Origin of the sequence: Pseudomonas sp. S34 (genome assembly GCF_009866745.1) — a bacterium.
Taxonomy (GTDB): domain Bacteria; phylum Pseudomonadota; class Gammaproteobacteria; order Pseudomonadales; family Pseudomonadaceae; genus Aquipseudomonas; species Aquipseudomonas jessenii.
In genome coordinates this window covers 2,589,173-2,609,475 of the sequence record NZ_CP019398.1, presented here as the reverse complement: position 1 = coordinate 2,609,475, position 20,303 = coordinate 2,589,173, and the positions used below count along the sequence as shown (strand labels likewise).

At 58.1% G+C, this 20,303-nt stretch carries 18 protein-coding genes and 1 pseudogene; 10 read left to right on the top strand and 9 right to left on the bottom strand.

The window, feature by feature from the left end; translation table 11 throughout:
- The first annotated feature begins 226 nt into the window (after window positions 1-226).
- Window positions 227-1,099 (top strand): GNAT family N-acetyltransferase, encoded by an 873-nt coding sequence (locus PspS34_RS11735; RefSeq protein WP_159389771.1) that lies wholly within the window; start codon window positions 227-229, stop codon window positions 1,097-1,099.
- The gene (locus PspS34_RS11730) at window positions 1,099-1,992 is read left to right on the top strand and encodes a polysaccharide deacetylase family protein (protein WP_159389770.1); all 894 of its coding nucleotides are present in this window, start codon (window positions 1,099-1,101) and stop codon (window positions 1,990-1,992) included. The genes PspS34_RS11735 and PspS34_RS11730 overlap by 1 nt, the downstream gene beginning before the upstream one ends.
- 201 nt (window positions 1,993-2,193) lie before the next feature.
- Here PspS34_RS11730 and PspS34_RS11725 read toward each other — a convergent pair whose 3' ends face one another.
- The 3 genes from PspS34_RS11725 to arsN2 form a co-directional block, all read right to left on the bottom strand.
- The gene (locus PspS34_RS11725; protein WP_057715303.1) at window positions 2,194-2,409 is read right to left on the bottom strand and encodes a hypothetical protein; all 216 of its coding nucleotides are present in this window, start codon (window positions 2,407-2,409) and stop codon (window positions 2,194-2,196) included.
- 149 nt (window positions 2,410-2,558) lie between these two features.
- A complete protein-coding gene (locus PspS34_RS11720) occupies window positions 2,559-3,332 on the bottom strand; it encodes a ParA family protein (RefSeq protein ID WP_150814519.1) in 774 nt (257 codons plus the stop codon).
- A 148-nt stretch (window positions 3,333-3,480) separates the two neighbouring features.
- The gene (gene arsN2, locus PspS34_RS11715) at window positions 3,481-3,930 is read right to left on the bottom strand and encodes an arsenic resistance N-acetyltransferase ArsN2 (protein WP_150814520.1); all 450 of its coding nucleotides are present in this window, start codon (window positions 3,928-3,930) and stop codon (window positions 3,481-3,483) included.
- A gap of 186 nt (window positions 3,931-4,116) precedes the next feature.
- Here arsN2 and PspS34_RS11710 point away from each other — a divergent pair, with 186 nt between their 5' ends.
- Window positions 4,117-4,572, top strand: a complete 456-nt coding sequence (locus PspS34_RS11710; RefSeq protein ID WP_154910501.1) for a VOC family protein — start codon at window positions 4,117-4,119, stop codon at window positions 4,570-4,572.
- Between the two features lie 180 nt (window positions 4,573-4,752).
- Here the strand turns inward: PspS34_RS11710 and PspS34_RS11705 are convergent, their stop codons facing one another.
- Window positions 4,753-5,205 (bottom strand): Lrp/AsnC family transcriptional regulator, encoded by a 453-nt coding sequence (locus PspS34_RS11705; RefSeq protein WP_159389769.1) that lies wholly within the window; start codon window positions 5,203-5,205, stop codon window positions 4,753-4,755.
- A 184-nt stretch (window positions 5,206-5,389) separates the two neighbouring features.
- Between PspS34_RS11705 and PspS34_RS11700 the strand changes: the two genes are divergently transcribed.
- Window positions 5,390-6,007, top strand: a complete 618-nt coding sequence (locus PspS34_RS11700) for a LysE family translocator (RefSeq protein ID WP_150814522.1) — start codon at window positions 5,390-5,392, stop codon at window positions 6,005-6,007.
- A gap of 8 nt (window positions 6,008-6,015) precedes the next feature.
- On the opposite strand, the gene dsdC is transcribed toward PspS34_RS11700, so the two are convergent.
- The 3 genes from dsdC to PspS34_RS11685 form a co-directional block, all read right to left on the bottom strand.
- Complete coding sequence (gene dsdC, locus PspS34_RS11695) at window positions 6,016-6,984, bottom strand: DNA-binding transcriptional regulator DsdC (protein ID WP_154862265.1); 969 nt, start codon at window positions 6,982-6,984, stop codon at window positions 6,016-6,018.
- Between the two features lie 161 nt (window positions 6,985-7,145).
- Window positions 7,146-8,498, bottom strand: a complete 1,353-nt coding sequence (dsdA, locus tag PspS34_RS11690) for a D-serine ammonia-lyase (protein ID WP_150814524.1) — start codon at window positions 8,496-8,498, stop codon at window positions 7,146-7,148.
- Window positions 8,499-8,541: 43 nt separating this feature from the next.
- The gene (locus PspS34_RS11685; protein ID WP_159389768.1) at window positions 8,542-9,882 is read right to left on the bottom strand and encodes a gluconate:H+ symporter; all 1,341 of its coding nucleotides are present in this window, start codon (window positions 9,880-9,882) and stop codon (window positions 8,542-8,544) included.
- A 410-nt stretch (window positions 9,883-10,292) separates the two neighbouring features.
- Between PspS34_RS11685 and PspS34_RS11680 the strand changes: the two are divergent.
- A pseudogene (locus PspS34_RS11680) lies at window positions 10,293-11,483 on the top strand (patatin-like phospholipase family protein); the annotation flags it as partial.
- A gap of 246 nt (window positions 11,484-11,729) precedes the next feature.
- On the opposite strand, the gene choX reads toward PspS34_RS11680, so the two are convergent.
- Window positions 11,730-12,671 (bottom strand): choline ABC transporter substrate-binding protein, encoded by a 942-nt coding sequence (gene choX, locus PspS34_RS11675; protein WP_150814527.1) that lies wholly within the window; start codon window positions 12,669-12,671, stop codon window positions 11,730-11,732.
- Window positions 12,672-12,759: 88 nt separating this feature from the next.
- On the opposite strand from choX, the gene betI reads away from it, so the two are divergent.
- Together betI and PspS34_RS11665 are read left to right on the top strand one after the other, a co-directional pair.
- Window positions 12,760-13,350 carry a transcriptional regulator BetI gene (betI, locus tag PspS34_RS11670; RefSeq protein ID WP_150814528.1) on the top strand — a complete coding sequence of 197 codons (591 nt, stop codon included), beginning with the start codon at window positions 12,760-12,762 and terminating at the stop codon, window positions 13,348-13,350.
- Between the two features lie 2 nt (window positions 13,351-13,352).
- The gene (locus PspS34_RS11665) at window positions 13,353-14,777 is read left to right on the top strand and encodes an amidase (protein ID WP_150814529.1); all 1,425 of its coding nucleotides are present in this window, start codon (window positions 13,353-13,355) and stop codon (window positions 14,775-14,777) included.
- Between the two features lie 293 nt (window positions 14,778-15,070).
- Here PspS34_RS11665 and PspS34_RS11660 read toward each other — a convergent pair whose 3' ends face one another.
- Window positions 15,071-15,967 carry a LysR substrate-binding domain-containing protein gene (locus PspS34_RS11660; protein ID WP_159389766.1) on the bottom strand — a complete coding sequence of 299 codons (897 nt, stop codon included), beginning with the start codon at window positions 15,965-15,967 and terminating at the stop codon, window positions 15,071-15,073.
- Between the two features lie 274 nt (window positions 15,968-16,241).
- On the opposite strand from PspS34_RS11660, the gene PspS34_RS11655 reads away from it, so the two are divergent.
- From PspS34_RS11655 to PspS34_RS11645, 3 genes are all read left to right on the top strand, one after another.
- Window positions 16,242-16,859 (top strand): LysE family transporter, encoded by a 618-nt coding sequence (locus PspS34_RS11655; RefSeq protein WP_159389765.1) that lies wholly within the window; start codon window positions 16,242-16,244, stop codon window positions 16,857-16,859.
- A 240-nt stretch (window positions 16,860-17,099) separates the two neighbouring features.
- Window positions 17,100-17,843 carry a protein-L-isoaspartate(D-aspartate) O-methyltransferase gene (locus PspS34_RS11650; RefSeq protein ID WP_238786597.1) on the top strand — a complete coding sequence of 248 codons (744 nt, stop codon included), beginning with the start codon at window positions 17,100-17,102 and terminating at the stop codon, window positions 17,841-17,843.
- 2 nt (window positions 17,844-17,845) lie between these two features.
- Window positions 17,846-20,278, top strand: coding sequence for an SAM-dependent methyltransferase (locus PspS34_RS11645; protein ID WP_159389764.1), 2,433 nt, complete (start codon window positions 17,846-17,848; stop codon window positions 20,276-20,278).
- Window positions 20,279-20,303 lie beyond the last annotated feature (25 nt).

The following is a 20,303-nucleotide window of genomic DNA, read 5'->3' as shown; positions in this document are numbered from 1 at the left end:
CCGCAACCGGCACTACCAGGTGAGAGGCGATTTTCAATCTCCTGCAAGTGCATGTTCCACCCTCGCTGACAGCAACCGGGCCTCGCGCTCAGGACAGTACAAGGCGACGAACATGTTCCGCAGGTGACATATCGAGCTGGATCAAAACTCGGGTTGAAGCTATACCGAAAGGGTTCAGAGTGGGGATGGACCACACGCTCGATTAACGACTGAGGAGAACTTCGCGGTGTCGAATCAGCTGGTCATACGCAACATGGCCCGTCCCGAACTGGACGAGCTCGTCGATTGGGCTGCCCGTGAGGGTTGGAATCCCGGTCTTCACGATGCCGAGCTGTTCTGGGCGACGGACCCTGCCGCCTTCATCGCGGCGTCCCGGGGCGGCGAATTGATCGGCGGCGGTGCCATCACCTCCTACGATGGCGAATTCGGTTTCATGGGCTTTTTCATCGTCCGGCCTGAATATCGCGGTCAAGGTCTGGGCAATACCCTCTGGCACGCACGCCGCGAGCGACTCCTCGCCCTCCTGCGCCCAGGCTCGAGCATCGGCATGGACGGCGTCTTCGCGATGCAGGACTACTACGCCAAGGGCGGTTTCGTCTTCTCCCATCGCAACATGCGTTTTCGTGCCGAGATCACCGAACGCCCGGCGACCTCGCAATTAGACGACCAGGACATCGTCCCGCTGGCCACTTTCCCGCTCGATCAGGTTGTCGATTACGACCGCACCTGCTTCCCCGCCGCGCGCGCAACCTTCCTGAGCGGGTGGATAACCCAAGCCGATGCACTCGCCGTGGGTTGCCGGCGCGACGGCAGGCTAAGCGGCTATGGCGTAGTCAGACGCTGCCGGGAAGGCTGCAAGATCGGCCCCTTGTTCGCCGATGACGCCCTGGCAGCCAATGCTCTCTACGCGCGCCTGGCGGAATTTGCACAGGGTGGCCCGCTGTTTCTCGATGCCCCGCAGAACAACCCCGCCGCGATGGCGCTCGTGCACCAACAGGGCATGATCGAAGTTTTCGGCTGCGCACGCATGTACCTCGGCCCTCCTCCGGCGATCGCGCACGAACGTGTGTTCGGCGTCACGACTTTCGAGCTGGGCTGATGTCCGCTCGCGACCTCATCGGTTATGGCGGCTGCCCATCTCACCCGCGCTGGCCCGGTGAGGCGCGCGTCGCGGTCCAGTTCGTACTCAACATCGAAGAGGGCGCGGAGTCATGCATCCTCAATGGCGATGCACAGTCGGAGGCCTGGCTTCACGAGCTACCGGGCCGTCCGCCGCGTGTGGGGGAACCGGACTTGAGCGTAGAGGGCATGTACGAATACGGATCGCGCGCAGGTGTGTGGCGCATTCTGGAGCTGTTCAACGCCCGAGGCCTGCCGCTGACCGCTTTCGCCGTCGGCCGGGCACTGGAACTCACCCCGGCGATTGGCCATGCGCTCTGCGCTGCCGGGCATGAGATTGCCGGGCATGGCTACCGTTGGCTGGACTATCGCGACATGCCTGAAGACCAGGAGCGGCGCCATATCCGCCTCACCCTCGACGTGATCGAGCAGATCTGCGGTAAACGCCCCACAGGTTGGTACACAGGAAGGGTCAGCCAGAACACCCGCCGCCTGTTGCGTGAGGAAGGTGGGTTTCTCTATAGCTCGGACGCTTACAACGATGACCTGCCCTATTGGCTCCCGGGCTCGCCCGCCCACCTGGTGATCCCTTACACGCTGGTCAACAACGACGCCCGCTATCTGCTGGCGAATGGTTTCGCCTGCGGTGAAGACTTCTTCCGGCTGCTCAAGGATGCTTTCGACCTGCTGTGGCAGGAGGGCGCGCACCACCCGAAGATGATGAGCGTCGGCCTGCATGGGCGGATCAGTGGCCATCCTGGTCGTGCGATGGCGCTGGCGCGTTTTCTGGATTACGTGCAAGGCCACGACGCGGTGTGGATCTGCCGGCGCGAAGAGATAGCCAGGCACTGGATTGCCCAATTCCCCGCCTGAGTGATAAGTGGCTCGGGACGGCCTGAGCCACGCTCAATGAAGTGGCAATATATTTCGAACCCCAGTACGCGACCGTGCTGGCTACAAACAAATCGGGTGGGCGCGCTATGCGGTTCAACACCTCAATCCGCTAATCCACAATGAACAACTTCGCTGCGGTGGTGGCGGGATCCACCGGCTGAACCCAGAAGAGATGACTGGTCATGCAAGCTTTATGGTGCCGCCCTGGATATCGTCGCGCGCCATCCGCAAGTCATTGGCATCGCGGTTGAGCTGGTGAATCATGTTGAGCAACCGCTGACGAAGCACCTCGTCCTGGAGCTGTTCTGCTGCGCGCATCACATCAAGCGCCGCTACCTCATTATTGGTTGCGACGGAGTCGAGCAGTTTGCGCATGCTTCTTGATGGCCGATTCATCTCCAACCCCCCCAGGTTTCAGTGACGCGAATCATAAGGCTGGAATGTTTCGCCAGTGTTTCAGCTGCACGAACGGGTTCTGAATCACCGACTCCGGCTGAGTCGACGCTAGCCGGGGGCGATTACGCTTCAATCCATCAATGATGAAGCTAAGCGGCCCGCTCCAGGGCATCCAGCAAGCCAACAAACTCCAGCGAAAGCCTGTGGCGAGGAGCCAAATGGACGAGGGGGACTGAAACTTCGTGAGATTCACGCATCTTGACGGAGCTGCTCAGGTAAACCGGTAGCAGAGGTAAACCCTCTGCCAACAGCTCATCAATGAGACTTTGGTGCATGCCAGTGCGCCCAGTGAACTGGTTAACCACCACCCCTTCCACTTCCAGTGATTCGTTGTGATCACAACGTAGATCTTCTACCTGCGCGAGAACGCGATACAGCGCCTGACGAGAAAAGCTGTCGCAATCGAATGGAATCAGTATTCGATCGGCAGCCACCAGTGCACTGAATGTGTAGAAATTCAGCGACGCAGGTGTGTCGATATAGATGCGTTCATAGTCCCCGGACAGCTCAACCAATAACTTGCGTAGCTTGTTGATCTTGAACTTGCTCTCAAGTTTTGCCTGAATGTCTGAGAGTTCAGGGCTGGCAGCCACCAGGTGAAGGTTGTCGTAATGGGTCTCGGTTATGGCCACTCGATTCCTTCTGCCTTCGAAGCCGCTGGACAGTGTCTGTTTGAAGAAATCGGCTATGCCTGCGGGAATGCGCTCGTTGAGTAGTCCCGTGAGGTAGTGAGTCGAGTTTGCCTGGGGATCGAGGTCAACCAGCAGCGTTCGGTAACCTTCGGCAGCACTTACAGCGGCAAGATTGCAGGCGATGCTGGATTTTCCAACACCACCTTTCTGATTGAATACGACACGACGCATCGGGCTTGCTCATCCATGAAAGTGGCCTAAGGCCAACTGAAGAAAATCTAAGTAGTCATTTCAATTCTATGACCGCAACATTACAGTTTTACGACAGCCAGCCATCAGGCCAGCTTCAATCACTCGGAGTGCTGATGCACATCAATGACTAATCAGTACAAGGGGGACCGTTAAGCAACTTGCGCAGATAGTTCGCCGATGCAGGGCACAAATGCTTGAATTGAACTGTCTGGGTGATAGCCGCAGGCGCCTCGTCCCTGCCAAGCAGTTCGTATCCATTGGCAGAGAAAAAACCAGCAGCGCCTTGAGTCAACAGGTGCAATCGGACTGCGCCTTGAGAGACCGCATAGCGTTCCAGTTCAGACAACACCGCTTTACCCAGCCCCTCTCCACGATGCGTCTCACAAACGACTATTGAGCGAAGCAACAGATCGGAACCCGCACCTTCGAGCCCTCCATAAGCCACCCACTCCCCATCCACTTCGAACCGGTAAAACTGTCGATCTGGTTCACTGACATCACTGAAGGGCAGCCCTGCCTGGCTTAATGACTTACACAGATGATCCAGATCACTCGGCCCTACTTTTCTTGCCTGCATTGCCGCCCACCCTTGCTTCTGACTCACTGAGTTTCACGGTAGTAATTACCGGTGTCGACAAGATCACTGCAACGCAAGAGAGCGGTTAATGGCATGCTGACCTCGGTCTGTGATTGAGCACTCTCAAGATCGGTACCCATTTCTCATCCATGGTCAATAGGACGCAGGGTCGGCAGGAGGCATGCAATGGAACTGAAGTTCAGTCACATCGATGTACTGGTCAAGAATCTCGACGAAGCCTGTGCTTACTACGTACAGATACTGAACGCCAAGATCTCCAAAACGCTCGTCTGGGAACGAGGTGGTCTGCACGTGCGCTACGCGATTGCGCTGATCGGTCAAGAGCGTTTCATGTTAGTACAGCCGTTGGCCGGTAACCTGAGGGAGCTATTGGACTCCTCGGGTGAAGGGATGATTTATCGCCACTGCTATTCGACGCCGGACATCGAGAAGGCCTATGACGAACTCATGGTCGCCGGTGTTCAGCCAGAAGACGAAAACGGAAAGCCATTGGCCCGCGCGAACCTGCAATCCCCGTCCGGGACACGCATTATCTGGTTGCCCAAGCGCTTCGGGCACTTCTCTATCGAAATCCTGGAAGAAGAGGCGCTAGAGGCATTTGTAGAAGCTGCATTTGCCTGAGTGATGCGGCGATAAACGTCTGCTTGCTGTGGATTCAACGGTCATACCCATTTTTCGCATGCCCGAGAAGCACCTCCAAAACAGCACTGACAGACAGGGGAGCTACTTTTTCAACAGAACCGGTCAGAAGCAGCCTCCCCCCACAAAATCCTGAAATAAACAGAAGATGTGCCGCGCCGATCACAAAGGTAGCGGTCTGTCTTGAATGACCCGTTTCATGACCAGGGTCGAGGTGAGCCGTTGCACATTAGGCAATGTCGAGAGGCTCTCATCGTAAATCCTTTGAAAGGCGGGCAAGTCCTGGGCAATGACGTGCAGCAGGTAGTCCGGCTCCCCAAACAACCGTTGGGCATCGACCACCTGAGGTATTTCAATGAGCGCCGCCTCGAACGCCTCGACGGCTTGCCGGTCACCCTCGCGGAGCGTGGCAAATACCATTGCGGAAAAATTCAGGCCCAGTGCACCGGGATCAAGCTGCGCACGGTAGCCCAGCAATACACCGGAGTCCTCCAGTGCCCGCACTCGCCGATGACAGGGTGAAAGGCTCAAGCCGACGCGTTCGGCAAGTTCAGTGACCGAAAGACGGCCATCCTTTTGCAGCTCGGCAAGAATTTTCCGGTCAGTTCTATCCACGTAGAATAATCTCCCTCACTGCGACGAAAATACGACCACCTTTGAAAGTTAATTCTAACAATATTTCATTAATCTTCCCCCATCCATTAACAGCCGTACTCCTCTTCAGGAAACAAGAGGGGCGGCCTATGAGAGGCGGGATGATGAATAACGCGATGATTGATAAACGGGCGTGGGTGACGCCATGACCTTCAGTGTCTTTGTTGCCTTCTGGGCGGTGTCGTTTCTGTTCGTCGTTACGCCCGGAGCGGATTGGGCCTACGCGATATCCGCTGGCCTGAAGCATCGCGTCGTCATACCGGCTGTGGGCGGACTGCTGTCCGGCCACCTGATTGCCACATTGGTGGTAGCCGCTGGTGTCGGCACCCTGGTCGCCAACCATCCTGGGGTCATGTCAGTGCTGACGGTGGCCGGGGCGGGTTACCTGCTTTGGTTGGGCATCAACATGCTCATCCGTCCCTCCACACCCCACACCGATGAAGTTCAGGCGTCAGGCTCATGGTTGCGCTGGGCGCTCAAGGGGCTTTGCGTCAGCGGCTTGAATCCGAAAGTGTTCCTGCTGTTCCTGGCGCTCTTGCCCCAGTTTGCCGATGCCACTGCCCCCTGGCCTGTACCGACGCAGATGATTGCGCTCGGGCTCGTCCACACCGTCAGTTGTGGCGTTATTTATCTCCTGGTCGGTTTTGGCTCACAGGTTGTTCTAAAGGCACGCCCAGCCGCCGCTCAGTGGGTCAGTCGTTTCTCCGGAGCGATCATGATCATCATCGCCGTGACGCTGTTTACCGAACAGATGCCGGCTTGATTGCCTCATCAGGACAGGTCGTCGTTCTCATCCAGAGGTGATGATTGATGTGCGCATTCTCGTAGCCAGTTCATGAAAACCAGCAGTCGCTTAGGGATAGTGCCGAGCGACGGGTGAACCAGATAGTAATCGTAGCGGCCTGAGCGGCTGAACTCAGCGAGCGGCAGGACGAGCTCGCCGCGATCAACCCGCTTCTGCACAAGCTGCTGACGGCCAATCGCAATGCCGGCGTGGTTCATGGCTGCGGTCACACATAAATCAGAGCGATCGAAGGTCAAGCTACGTTTGGGAAGTGCCGCGAGCATGTTGTGTTGCTCTGCCCAAAGCGTCCACTCGGCATCATAGGCCGCATGATCCCACGCCAGGGAGTCATGCAAGATTGTGCAGTTCCTTAAGTTGTCCGGGTTCTCCTCCAGGCGGTGGCGTCGCGCATACTCGGGACTACACACCGGGGCCAACCGCTCGCGCATCAACCGATGGCTCGTCAACCCGGGAAACTCGCCATTGGCGTAGTACAGGGCCAAGTCGATTTTACGGGTTCGAAAGTCGACATTGTCATTGCCTACTCGCAGGTCCAATGACACCAAGGGATATCGCTCGATAAAATCCGCCAGCCTGGGAACCAGCCAGCATTGGGCAATGGAAGGCCTGACATAGAGCGCGATCGAGCCGGCAATTTCCGCCTGTGACGATTGCTCGAGTGCCTCGGACAATTCTCCCATCGCATTCTGGAGTATTTCGAAGATACGCTCGCCTTCGTCGGTCAGGCTGACCTGCCGGGTCAGGCGCTGGAACAGCTTCATGGATAAGGCGGTTTCCAGACGACTTATACGGTGGCTCACGGCGCTTGCGGTCAAACACAGCTCCTCTGCCGCACGGGCGAAGCTCAGATGACGAGCGGCAACCAAAAAGGTGTGAAGGTTCGCGAACTGGCTGCTGTTGAGCCTGGAGCTGATACGTGGAGGAAGGTTGAGCACGACAGTTTTCCCTCAAACCCAAAAGCCGCCTTGCGTTGTACGCATTTCCAGCGGGCAAACGTAACGGATGTGGCAAGACGTTGATCTTGCCACATCCGGTTCAGGCTTAAATCAGCGAGAACTCTGTCGAGTCCAGGCAATTGGGGTCCATTCAGGCCAGATCAACCTTTGGCGAGCAATTCACGGCCCTTGGCCAGATAAGCTTCCATCTCGTCGCAAGGCACCATATTGCCGCCCGTTGCCCAAACCAGATGGGTGGCTTGCACCATGGCCTGACGGTCCAGGCGCGCGCGAGCCAGGTAGCCCTGCTGGTCGGCCTGGACTCTGGCAATGCCGGGCACGCCGGCGAGCGCGGATGGCTCTAGGCGCACACCTTCGCTGCGCTCCATCAGTGCCAGCAAACTGTACATTTCCTCGTCGCTGACCGTGTAGAAACCATCAAGCAACCGCTGCATGGCCTTGCCGACAAAACCTGAAGCGCGCCCGACGGCGAGGCCGTCCGCAGCCGTCACGTTGTCGATGCCGAAGTCTTGCACGCTCACTTCGTCGTGCAGGCCGGTATAGACGCCCAGCATCATGCATGGCGAGTGTGTGGGCTCGGCGAAGATGCAATGGACAGCGTCGCCGAAGGCTAGCTTCAGGCCGAAGGCCACGCCGCCAGGCGCGCCACCCACCCCACAGGGCAGATAAACAAACAATGGATGTTGCGCATCCACGGTGATGTCAGCCGCTGCCAATTGCTTTTTCAGGCGCTCGGCAGCCACCGAGTAGCCCAGGAACAGGTTGACCGAGTTTTCATCGTCCACAAAATGGCAGGCTGGATCGGACTCCGCTTGTTGACGGCCTTGCGAGACGGCCACGCTGTAATCGGAGGAGTACTCAATAACGGTAACGCCGTGTGAACGTAACTTGTCTTTCTTCCATTGCCGCGCATCCGCCGACATATGCACGGTCACCTGGAAACCCAATGCCGCCCCCATGATGCCGATGGACATGCCAAGGTTGCCGGTCGAGCCGACGGCTATTTTGTATTGGCCGAAAAAGGCACGCGCCTTATCGCTGTCCAGCACCGCGTAGTCGTCATCAAGCGTTAGCAGATTCGCGGCCAACGCCAGGTCTTCGGCATGCTTGAGCACTTCATAGATGCCGCCACGCGCCTTGATGGAGCCCGAAATCGGCAGATGGCTGTCCCGCTTGAGCCACAGCGTCCCTTGCAACGCCTGACCGTAGCGCTCGCCGAGCAATTGCTGCAGGTGTGGTACGGGCAGAATGTCCGATTCGATAATGCCGCCACTGCACTCCGTCTCCGGAAACGCGCGCCGCAGGTAAGAAGCAAAACGCGTCAGTCGCGCACTGGCATCGGCGACGTCTGCGGCCGTCAACCCCACATCGCCAATCGATTCCGCGACCGGGGCCACGGCAGGGTTGAACCAAGTGGTTTCTTGCAGCGCGACCAGATCGCGAATCAAAGGATAACTGGCGTACCAGCTTTCAAGTGTCTTGCCCAAAATCATGGCGTGGTCCCTTTAAACAATCAGGCGGAAAATACGGGTTGAATCAAACGAATTGCGACAGCAGCAGGGTCAGGCCCAGCGCGATCAATGAAGCCAGTACGGTAGCCGAGGTGAATTTCTTCAACGCTTCGGCGAGCGAGACGCCCAGATACTCCTTGACCACCCAGAAGGCCGAGTCCGTCACATGGGTCCAGCCAATGGCGCCGGCACCGATGGCAATGCAGATAATTTCCTTACTCACGGTGGGATGAGCGCTCAGCATCGGCATCACCATGCCGGCGGCGCTGATCATTGCCACCGTCGCTGAGCCGACGGCGAAGTGCATCAGCCCTGCCACCAACCACGCCAGGACGATGGGATTCATATTCAATTGCGTCAACGAGCCGGACAGCGCGTTACCCACGCCGCTGTCGACCAGGATGCCGTTGAATGCCCCACCGGCACCGATGATCAGCAGAATGCTGGCCAGCGGAGGAAAGCTCTTCTGAGTGTGCGCGAGCAAGTCAGGCATTGATAAGCCGCGGCGCAAACCCAGCGCCCAGTAAGCGAACACCACAGCGATGGACAGTGCTATCAGCGGCGTGCCCAGGAACGAAACGATGCTGAAGAGCCCGGAGTCATGGGGCAGTCCGGCCGCAAAACTTTTGCCGACCATCAGCAGCAGTGGCAGCAGGATCGTCAGCAGTGTCAAGCCAAGGCCTGGCAAGTCCTGGGTCGCGCTGTCAACGCAATGTTCGTCCAGAAAAGCTTCTTGAGTGTCGGGCGCTTCACTCTTGCAGACCAGCTTGATCCACAGCGGCCCGGCGATGATGGCGGTAGGCAGCGCGATAATGAGGCCATACACAATGACCTTGCCGACATCGGCGCCCAGCAGCCCGGTGATGGCCATCGCGGCAGGGTGCGGGGGCAACATGCAATGAACCGCCATCAGCGACACGGCCAAGGGCACGCCCAGGTACAAAAGGTTGATCCGGGTCTCTTTGGCGACCACATAGATCAGGGGAATCAGCAGAACGAATCCAACCTCGAAGAACACCGGGATGCCCGCGATAAACCCTACTAGCATCATGGCCCATGAGGCACGCTCTTTACCCAGGGTGCTCAATAGCGTCTGGGCAATGCGCTCTGCGCCACCGGATTCTTCCAGCATCTTGCCGAGTATGCCGCCAAGACCAATGATCGTTGCCAGGAATCCGAGTGTTCCACCGACACCTTTTTCATAGGAAGAGGCCATTTGCACCAGTGGCATGCCTGAACCGATGCCCACCACAAAGCTCGCTGCGGTCAAGGCCAGGAATGCGTGGACGCGCACTTTGACGATTAGAAAAACGATCAGAATGATGGCGGAAAACAACACCACCAATAGAGTGGGACCACTGTGCATACAATCTCCTGAAAGAGCTTTTATTGTTGAAATAAGTGATCTTGGTCACTCAGCTTTTCGGCATTAGAGAGCGCAACACAGGGGCCTGACAAAGGATGGATTTTCAAGGGATGGATGACATGAGGTCATCTATGGTGAGTGCATGGCGTGAAGTGATGAAAGTTCGAGCCATATCTACAAGGGACTGGAGGCTATCAAAGCCTGGAAGCAAGCCTCGCAGGCCAAGTGAACCTGAAGCGCGCGGCCAATGAGTTTTTTTATCATGTCAAGGAGCGCAAAATGAGCTGTCTGGCGTTCGAATGATGTGTCGCAGTCGGCTGGCGTGTAGACATCTCGGGCACCATGGGTAAGGACTTTCTCGAGTACGATGAGCGCGCTTGCTGTCGACTGCAGGGGCCGGAGGAGGCGTTTTGAAACCATTCGCGCTCAGACCTGGCGCCTCGACTCTGAACATGTTCCTGCAAGGGGGCTTGCCACGCCGTGATGCTGTGCCGCAAACGTTAACGGAAAAAGCGGTCATCCCTGGCATTCCCAATGCTCGCTATTGGTTGGACCACGACCTGACTCTGTTCATTCAGGATGCAACTGAGGGCAACAAACGCGAGAGCGAGGCTCTCGCCAAGGCAGGGAAACCGAACAACATCCTGCCGCTGGCAAATATGCTGGCAGTTTCGGGAGGCGGTGACGCAGGCACATTCGCAGCAGGACTCATTACGGGGTGGACCACGCATGGGACTCGCCCCATGTTCAAGGTCGTCACGGGCATTAGCGCGGGCGCCCTGGTCGCCCCGTTCGCTTACCTGGGATCCGGGTACGACGAAGTCATTCGGTATATCGCTAACGCCATCGGTCCAAAAGACGTTTTTCATTCGCGAAACGTGCTGACCCGTCTTGCCAGCGACGGTATAGCGGACAGCAAACCACTGTCGCGGCTCATCACAAAGTACATCACCGCGGAAACTCTTGCGGCGATTGCGTCGGAATACGCCAAAGGGCGAATCCTGCTGATCGGCACAACCGACCTTGATTCAGGGCGGCCAGTCACTTGGAACATGGGCACTATTGCCGCAAGCGAAGCACCGGGAGCGCTCGACCTCTTCCGCAACATCATGATCGCGTCGATGAGTATTCCCGGCGCCGTCTCACCCGTCATGATCGATGTAGACGTTGACGGCAAACAGTTTCAGGAAATGCACGTGGACGGTGGGGTAATCACTCAGGTGTTCCTTTACCCACCTGGCACAAAGATGGCGCTGAACAGAGCCACCGGAGCACCTTTGCGACTCGAACGGCATTTCTATGTCATTCGTAACGGGACACTGGAGCCGCAATGGTCCGGGACAAAACGCCGTACATTGAGCATCGGCGGTCGAGCCATCAGTGCATTGATTCAAACTCAGGGGATCAGCGACCTGGAGCGAATTTACCGTATGGCGCAGCAGGATGGAGCGGATTTCAATCTTGCGTACATTGGCTCCGACTTTTACTTTCCGCGCAATAAGAAATTCGATGGCGAGTACATGAAGCGTTTATTCGATTACGCCTTTCAACTCGGCGCGAAGGGCTATCCGTGGCATAAATCACCGCCCTCGGAAAACTCTGAACTACGAAACACCCGCTGAACGATTGAGCCAATCTGTTGCGTCGACCGGTTGAATCCACAGCCAAGAGCAGACTGTCAAAAGTGTTTGAAACCCCAAGGGGAATTCATTATTGGACATTGCGGTTGGGCGGTAGCCGGATCGATACGCCGCTCGCGCCTAGCACATGGGGCCTAGGCGCTGCGCTGATAAGGATGCTCCCGGTCTATAGAGCCCGGAGAGATTCAATTTGTTGAGAAGTGTCGTCTATTTGGACGCAGTATCCATATAAGACTTTACCGCCGCGAGCCCAGGTTGACCTTCCACTGTTTGAACATCAAGCAACGTTCTATCAAGCCATTCGGGATGGGCACTCAGCCATTTTTTTACCGCAGAGCGTGGGTCAAGGCCACCATTGATCACGTAGTCCATCATGGTGTTTTCGGCATCAATGGAAAACTCCAGATTTTTCAGGAGCTGACCCACGTTAGGGCATTCGTCCAGATATCCCGTACGCACGTCGGTCCGCACCGACGATGCGCCGAAATTTGCTCCGTAGTACTTGTCACCACCTGACAAATATTCAAGTTCAATATTCTTGTTCATTGGGTGAGGTGCCCAGCCCAGAAACACAATCCAGTCGTTCTTTCTGATTTGCCTGCCGACTTGTGTCAGCATGCCCTTCTCACTGGACTCAACCAGGCTCCAGCTACCCAGGTTATACGCGTTATCCGCGATGAGGTTCTGGATCGGTTTGTTTCCGCCTGGCTCTACTCCATAGATTTTCCCGCCAAACTTTGACTTGTAAGTGTCCAGGTCAGCATAGCTTTTTACGCCTTGCTCATAGACGTATCGCGGAACCGCCAAGGTAAATTTTGCACCCGTGAGGTTCACTCGCACAGTCTGAATCGACTTGTTGTTGTAGTAAGGCTGAGCCGCCTCGATCAATGCGGGATCCCATGTTCCGAGGAACACGTCGATACTCTTGCCTTCCATCGCCTTGTAGGCAATTCCCGTCGATAACGTTATGACTTTTGGGGCGTAGCCCAGTCCCTCCAATACTGCTGTGGTCAAAGACGTCGTCAACGTGATGTCGGTCCATCCCACCTCTGCGAACTGAGGCGCGCGACACCCCACAGGGTCCGCGGCGCCGGCAATCCCCTGGAATGTCATCAACAGCACGGCACAACCGATAGCACTGCTTTTCATACCGGATCCCCTTGCGTTCTCTTGTTTTTTGGAGAATCTAGTGATAACTTTTTTTCATTGAGTGTCCAATGAAAAAAGAGAGCCCCCCATGCCAAAGGTCGGAATGCAGGAAATCAGAAGAAAGCAGCTCGTTGAGGCGACGCTCACCCTCATTGGTGAGCAAGGCATGGCGGGTACCAGCATGGCTCAGGTCAGCGCCCGTGCGGGGTTGGCCAACGGCATCGTCCACCACTATTTCTCGGACAAGAATGCTTTGCTTGAAGCCACCTTGAGAGAGCTGAACAAACGCATAAATGCTGAGATCTTTGCGCGCCTGCGCATGTCCGCAACACCCGCTGAGCGTGTTCTCGCGTTTGTGGACGGGAACGTCAGTGCCTTGAACCTGACGCGAGACAATGTCGCGGCCTGGCTCGCTTTCTGGGCTCAAGTACCGCAGTCCCCCAAATTGCAGCGGGTACAGAACATCGTTGCGCGCAGGAGCCACTCCTTACTTTTCCATGCCTTGTCAAAAAGCATGGACAAGGCAACAGCCCATTCCAAGGCGCAGATGATCGCGATCTTCATCGACGGTTTATGGTTGAGGGCTGCGGTCGATTGCAACCCGGACACGATCGATGATTCGCGCCGCCTGGCTTACGAGTTCCTCAACAACGTACTTGGTTATGATCTGGAGGCGTAGAAATGACACCTGAAGAGTTTAAAAGTCTTGATGCCGTGGGCCTCGTTCAACGGTTGAAGTCCGGTGAAGTCACTCCGCTGGAGCTGGTCAACCTGGCAGCCAGAGAAATTGAAATCCAGGACCCTGCCTTGGGCGCGGTCGTTGCAATCGATATCGAAGGCGCGCAACGAGCGGCGCTAGATCCCAAGGCAGGACCACTCGCAGGTGTACCGATCCTGATAAAGGACACCAATATCGATGTAAAAGGCTTTGCAACCAGGCACGGTTCGCGATTGTACGAAGATGCCGCCCCCGCTCAGGTCGACAGTGAGTTTGTGAGTCGATTGCGCAAGGCCGGGGCAATCATTCTCGGGAAAACCAAAACACCTGAGTTTGCAGGAGACTTTGTGACAGAGCCTGAATGGCAAGGCCCTTGTCGAAACCCCAGGAATCCGCAGTACGCTTCTGGTGGATCAAGTGGAGGATCCGCCTGTGCCGTGGGCGCAGGCATGGTGCCAGTTGCACACGGCACCGACTGTGGCGGGTCGATCAGGGTTCCGGCTTCCGTTTGTGGTGTGGTTGGGCTGAAGCCAAGCAGGGGACGCAACCCTGTAGGTCCTCATGTCGGCGAGTTTGTTGGTGGCCTCGATTCCGAGCATGTACTGACCAGGACCGTCCGCGATAGCGCATTGCTGCTGGATGTCCTGTCTGGCTATGAACCAGGCGCGCCTTATGCTGCTCCCCCCGCCCCTCCCTCTTGGCTCGAATGCCTGAAGACGAGGTCGCCACGACTCAAAATCGCCTTTGCCTGTGCCCGTCCAGATGGCTCGAGTATCGATGAGGCCATCCACAAAGCCATATTGAATGCTGTGGATTTTTTAAGTAAAGACGGCCATGAATTACGCCCGTTCAATTGGCCAGACATGACCAAAGCCGGTGCAGCTGCTGCATTATTCTGGCAGATGGAAATTGAGGCCTTGATGGAACACAAAGCCCAAACTCGCGGTTATCCGATCTCGGCACAAGATGTTGAATGGATTACCTATGAGTTTTACAAATGCTCGACTCAGAGAACGGCACTGGATGTACACCATGCACGGGCCACCCAGAACAAAGTAAGCCACGACATGGCCGATAGCTTCACCGATATCGATGTCCTCATCACACCAACGGTAGCGCTTGCTCCACCGCTGATTGGTGGTTTTGTCGCCACAGGAGAAAGGCATCTGGACGAGTGGTATAAAAACGCTTACGCATTTTCTCCCTTCACCGAGGTTTTCAACTTGACCGGCCAGCCAGCCATCAGTATCCCCGTCGGGATCATGGAGAACGGCCTTCCAATCGGGATGCAGATAGTTGGCAAATTTGGTGACGAGGAAACCATCCTTAGACTTGCAAGTGAAGTTGAACGGAGCTTGTTAGCAACCACCCTGTTTGCAAAGGCATGATCACGCGCTGAACTACGACAGATTTTCTGCGCGTTGTCGCTGGCTCGCTGAATTGACCCAAACTCTATAGACACTTCCTGCAGGCAGCTATTGGTTCGTTGCCTGACGTGATTGGCTGCTTCACGGAGCAGAAGGAGAATTTTATGAGTGTCGGATTTGGGTCGATTCTGTTGAGAAAGTCAGCTTCGGTTTCCACCGCAGAAAAGTTCACGCCTGTGTGCGCAATCCGTGTTTTGCGCAAAAAATTCAGGGCTCAGTGACATAGCCGCGTGCAAAAAAGACGCTCGCACTACTCACGCTCGGCCCAAATCACTTTTGATCTGCTTTGCGCATATGCCCATCTGCTTTGTGACCCAATCCCTGAAAGCGGTGCACTTGGCACTCTCCTCAAAAGGCCTGGGTGACAGCAGGCAATAGGCCGCCCCGTCCTGGATAAAGCCAAACGGTGCGATCAGTTGTCCGGACCTGAGTTCATCCTGAACCATGAGAAAGGACACCACACTGATCCCCAACCCCGCAGCTGCTGCCTGAATACACAGATAGAAATGCTCATAGTCGACCGAGCCAGCATTAGGCATAGCCATTTCCGAAAGGCGCAGCCAGTTGTCCCAGGCCAACGGGCGTGTCTGGCTACGTAGCAAGCGCACTCCTTGCGATTTCCTTTTATCGGGACTATTGGACGGGGTGCACACAGGTCCAATCCATTCCTCACAAATCGTCACGCTGTGGATTGATTGATCCAAGTGAAAATCATCACGCCGGATGGCCAGATCCGCACCTGAGCGCGCGAAGTCTATAGGACCACCGGCCGCCAGCAGTTGGACTTGAAGGTGCGGGTGAGCGGCATGGAAGTCGGGCAGTCGCGGGATCAGCCATTTCATTGCGATGGTGGGTTCACACGATAGTACGAGTACGTCCTCGCGGACTTCTCCCTGCAACCGGTAAACAGCACTTTCCAATTGTTCGAACATGGGCCCGGTAACGTCGTACAGAAGGCGGCCGGCACGGTTGAGAAAGATCGCACGGTTGCGCCGATCAAAAAGTTCGACCCCTATTGCCTCCTCCAACAATCGAACCTGGCGGCTGACTGCGCCATGGGTGACGTGCAGCTGCTGAGCGGCTCTCACGAAGCTTTGAGTCTGGGCCGCAACGTTGAAAAAACGAAACGCAGCCAAAGGAGGCAAATTCATATTGACGATGATTACTCACAGGTTTCGAGGACTATAAATCGTTTTTTTTATCGGTGGCAATTCTCCATCATGACCTCCAATCGCCCCATCTGCACGCACAACCATCAATGATTACAGGCATTGCATGAATGCCATGCGAAGCCAAATACCACTGGGTGATGTAAGTGCCGCGAGCAAGTGAAGCTGCCACCCACCCTCAATCTGTGCAAAAACGTAGCGCAAGTGCAATTACCGCCGTTCGCGGCATGGGCATCCATTGCGCCGGAGAGTCTTCATGAACGAATTGCTTCTAGTTGCTGCCATTTCCATCCTGGCAGTTATCAGCCCCGGCTCTGACTTCGCCATGGTCACCCGCAACAGTTATGCATATGGACGACGCAGCGGTTTGATGGCCGCCCTGGGTATCGCCTGTGGCGTCCAGATTCACGTTTTCTACACAGTGTTCGGCGCTGCAGTGATCTTCACTCAATCACCCTTGCTGTTCATGGCAATGAAGTTGCTGGGCGCCGGATACCTCATTTATCTGGGTATCAAGTCTCTGACCAGTACTTCTTCGTTGACATTTGGTGGCGCCAACGCCTCAGCACCCTCATCCTGGGAAGCATTTCGTACTGGCTTTTTCACTAACGCGCTCAATCCTAAAACCATGTTGTTCGTGGTGGCGACATATAGCCAAGTGGTGCACACAGGCAGTTCGCTAACCGCAAACTTTGCGTACGGCCTGTTTATGTCGTTCACCCATTGGGCGTGGTTCAGTTTCGTGGCACTGTTTTTCTCCGCTGAAGCGTTGCGCCAGCGAATGCTGGAAAAGCAGCAGGTTATCGACAGACTCATTGGCACGGCACTGATCGGCTTGGCGGCGCTTCTGGTCATTCCAGGGGTTGGAGGTTAGTGTCGGAGGGAGTGTTATGAGGTCAGCGCGAAGGGCTCCTTATAGGCAGCACTCGGCCACCAGCTGACAATCGCATTCACTTTTGAATCACCGCTTGAACTGGCTGGGTGCTATCAGTGCAGTTACGGGTTGCGATATTTTCCCGGGCAGTCGCCCCTGGTTTGGTCGCCGGCACCCCCGGCTTGCCGAGTCAGCCCGCCGGCCATACGATTCGACTATTCCTCAGGCGGAGGAGTCATTGTGAAGCCGGTGATGCTCCTGACGCGCATCCTGGCGCCTGCCATCGCTCTGGCGCTGGCATCTGCCGGCCTGCATGCCGACGACCCGTTCGCGCCGTTGCGCGACGCCATGGTGCGGGAGATCGCCAACATGTCATCCGTCACCCGCGACGAAACCGGCAGGGTCGAGTTTGCCGCGCCGGTGATGGCCGCGATGGCCAAGGTGCCACGCCATAAGTTCGTCCCGCCCGACGAGGTGCCCTACGCCTACGAGAATCGTCCGCTGCCGATCGGCTACGGCCAGACCATCTCCCAACCCTACATCGTCGCCCTGATGACCGACCTGACGCAGGTCGGGCCCGGCGACGTGGTACTCGAGATCGGCACTGGCTCGGGCTACCAGGCGGCGATCCTCGCCGAGCTGGCGCAGGCGGTCTACACGATGGAGATCATCGAGCCGCTGGCAGTGCAGGCCGGGGAGCGCTTGGGCCGTCTGGGATATGCGAACGTGCAGGCCCGGCTGGGCGATGGCTACCACGGCTGGCCGGAGCACGGGCCTTACGACGCCATCCTCGTCACCGCCGCCGCCAGCCATGTGCCGCCGCCACTGATCGCCCAGCTCAAGGCCGGCGGACGGATGGTAATCCCGGTCGGCGCGCCGTTCATGATCCAGTACCTGCTGCTGATAGAGAAGGCCGGCGATGGCAGTGTGTCCACCCGGCAGGTACTGCCTGTGCGCTTCGTGCCGCTGGTCGGAGGCGGTTGAGCATGCATTCGCCGCCATTGCTCGCCCTGACGCTGCTGTCTGCCTCCGCGCTCGGCTATGAGGTGCTGCTGCTGCGACTGCTTTCGATCGTCCAGTGGCACCATTTCGCCTACATGATGATCAGCGTCGCGCTGCTCGGCTACGGAGCTGCCGGCACCGCCGTGGCGCTGGCGCGGCCTGTGCTGGCGCCGCGCTTCCATGGCGTGTTCATCGGCGGCGCGGTGTTGTTCGGGCTGAGCGCCATCGCCTGCTTCAGCCTGGCCCAGCAGGTTCCGTTCAATCCCCTCGAGATCCTCTGGGACGCGCGGCAGTCGGCGCGCCTGCTGATGATCTACCTGCTGCTGTTCATGCCGTTCTTCTGCGCGGCGGTGTGCATCTGCCTGACCTTCACCTGCTTTCAGGAACAGATTCACCGGATCTACGCCTTCGACATTCTCGGTGCCGGCGTGGGCAGCCTGGCGATCGTCGCCGCGCTGTTCGCCCTGACGCCCGTCGATGCGCTGCGGCTGCTGGGCGGCACCGGCATCGCCGCCGGGGCGCTGGCTAGCATGGCTTGCACGGGGCATAGGCACTGGCTCGCGCCGTTGCTGTTGGCGGCGGCAGTCGCGGTACCGGCCAGCGTGCCCGGGCGCTGGATCGCCCTGTCGCCCTCCGAGTACAAGGAACTGAGCCAGACGCTGCGTATCAAGGATGCGCGCGCAATCACCCAGACCTGGAGTCCGCTGGGCCTGCTCACGGTCGTCGACAGCCCGACCATCCCCCTGCGCCACGCGCCGGGCCTGAGCCTCAACGCGACGCAGGAACCGCCCGCACAACTGGCCATCTTCACCGACGGCGACGGCCTTTCCGTGCTGAACCGCTATGACGGGCGCCGCGAGCCGCTCGCCTACCTGGACTACCTTACCTCGGCTCTGCCCTATCACCTGCTGCGGCAACCCCGCGTGCTGGTGCTGGGCAGCGGCGCCGGCGCCGATGTGCTGCAGGCGATCTACCACGGCGCCAGTGCGGTGGATGCCATCGAACTGAACCCACAGGTGATCGATCTGGTCCAGCGCCGCTTCGCCGACTTCTCCGGCAAGCCATACAGCGCGCCCAACGTCCGTGTGCTGATCGGCGAGGCGCGCGGCCTGGTGGCTTCGCGCGGCGAGCCTTACGACCTGATCCAGATCGCCCTGCTGGACTCCTTCGGCACTGCCTCGGGCGGCCTGCATGCGCTGTCCGAGAACTACCTGTACACGGTGGATGCCTTCGCCGAGTACCTGCGCCATCTCGCGCCCGGCGGCCTGCTGGCCATCACCCGCTGGGTCACCCTGCCGCCCCGCGATGTTCCCAGGTTGCTGGCCACCGCGGCCGCGGCCATCGAGCGCGACGGGCAGGCCAGCGCGGCGCGCCGCATCGTCATGATCCGCGGCTGGAAGACCGCGACGCTGCTGGTCAGCAACAGGGATTTCGACGACGCCGGCATCGCTGTGCTGCGGGAGTTCTGCCGAGCGCGCTCCTTCGACCTGGCCTACTACCCCGGGATGACCGTGGCCGAGGCGAACCGCTACAACCTGCTCGACCGGCCCTGGTTCTTCGACGCGGCGCAGGCCCTGCTGTCCGGCGAGCGCGCGGAGTTCCTGGCGCGCTACAAGTTCGACGTGCGTCCGACTACGGATGATCGGCCGTATTTCTTCCACTTCTTCAAGTGGCGCTCGCTGCCGGAACTGTTGGCGCTGAAGGCGCAGGGCGGCCTGTCAATGCTGGAGTGGGGCTATCCGGTGCTGATCGCCACGCTGCTGCAGTCCAGCGTGGCCGCCGTGCTGCTGATCCTGGCGCCGCTATGGGTGGCGCGGCGGCGCCAGCGGTGCTCTCGGAATGCGGCTTTGGCCAGGTTCGAACTTCGGGTCGTGTCCTACTTCGCCGCCATCGGCTTCGCCTTCATGTTCGTGGAAATCGCCTTCATCCAGAAGTTCACCCTGTTCCTCAGCCACCCGTTGTATTCGGTGGCGGTAACGCTCAGCGCGTTCCTGATCTTCGCTGGCCTCGGCAGCCGTTACTCCGGCCGGCGGCGGGGGGACATTGGAACGGGTGTGGGGCCCCGTCATCCGCTCGCGCGGCCAGTCCTGGCGATCTGCGCGATCGCCCTGCTCTACCTGATCGCCCTGCCCCCATTGTTCCAGCTGCTGGCGCCGGTGGGGACCCTCGCCAGGTTCGGCATCTGCGCCGCGCTGGTAGCGCCGCTGGCGTTCGCCATGGGCATGCCGTTTCCGCTCGGACTCGGGCGCGTCTCCGCGCGCGCCGAAGCACTGGTGCCGATCGCCTGGGGCGTCAACGCCTGCGTATCGGTGGTGGCGGCCGTGCTGGCGACCCTGTTGGCGATCCACCTGGGCTTCACCGTGTTGTTGCTGCTGGCGTTGCTGCTGTATCTCGCGGCGGCGGTCGCATTTCCCTGATCGCGGCGGTTCGCAGCAAAACGTC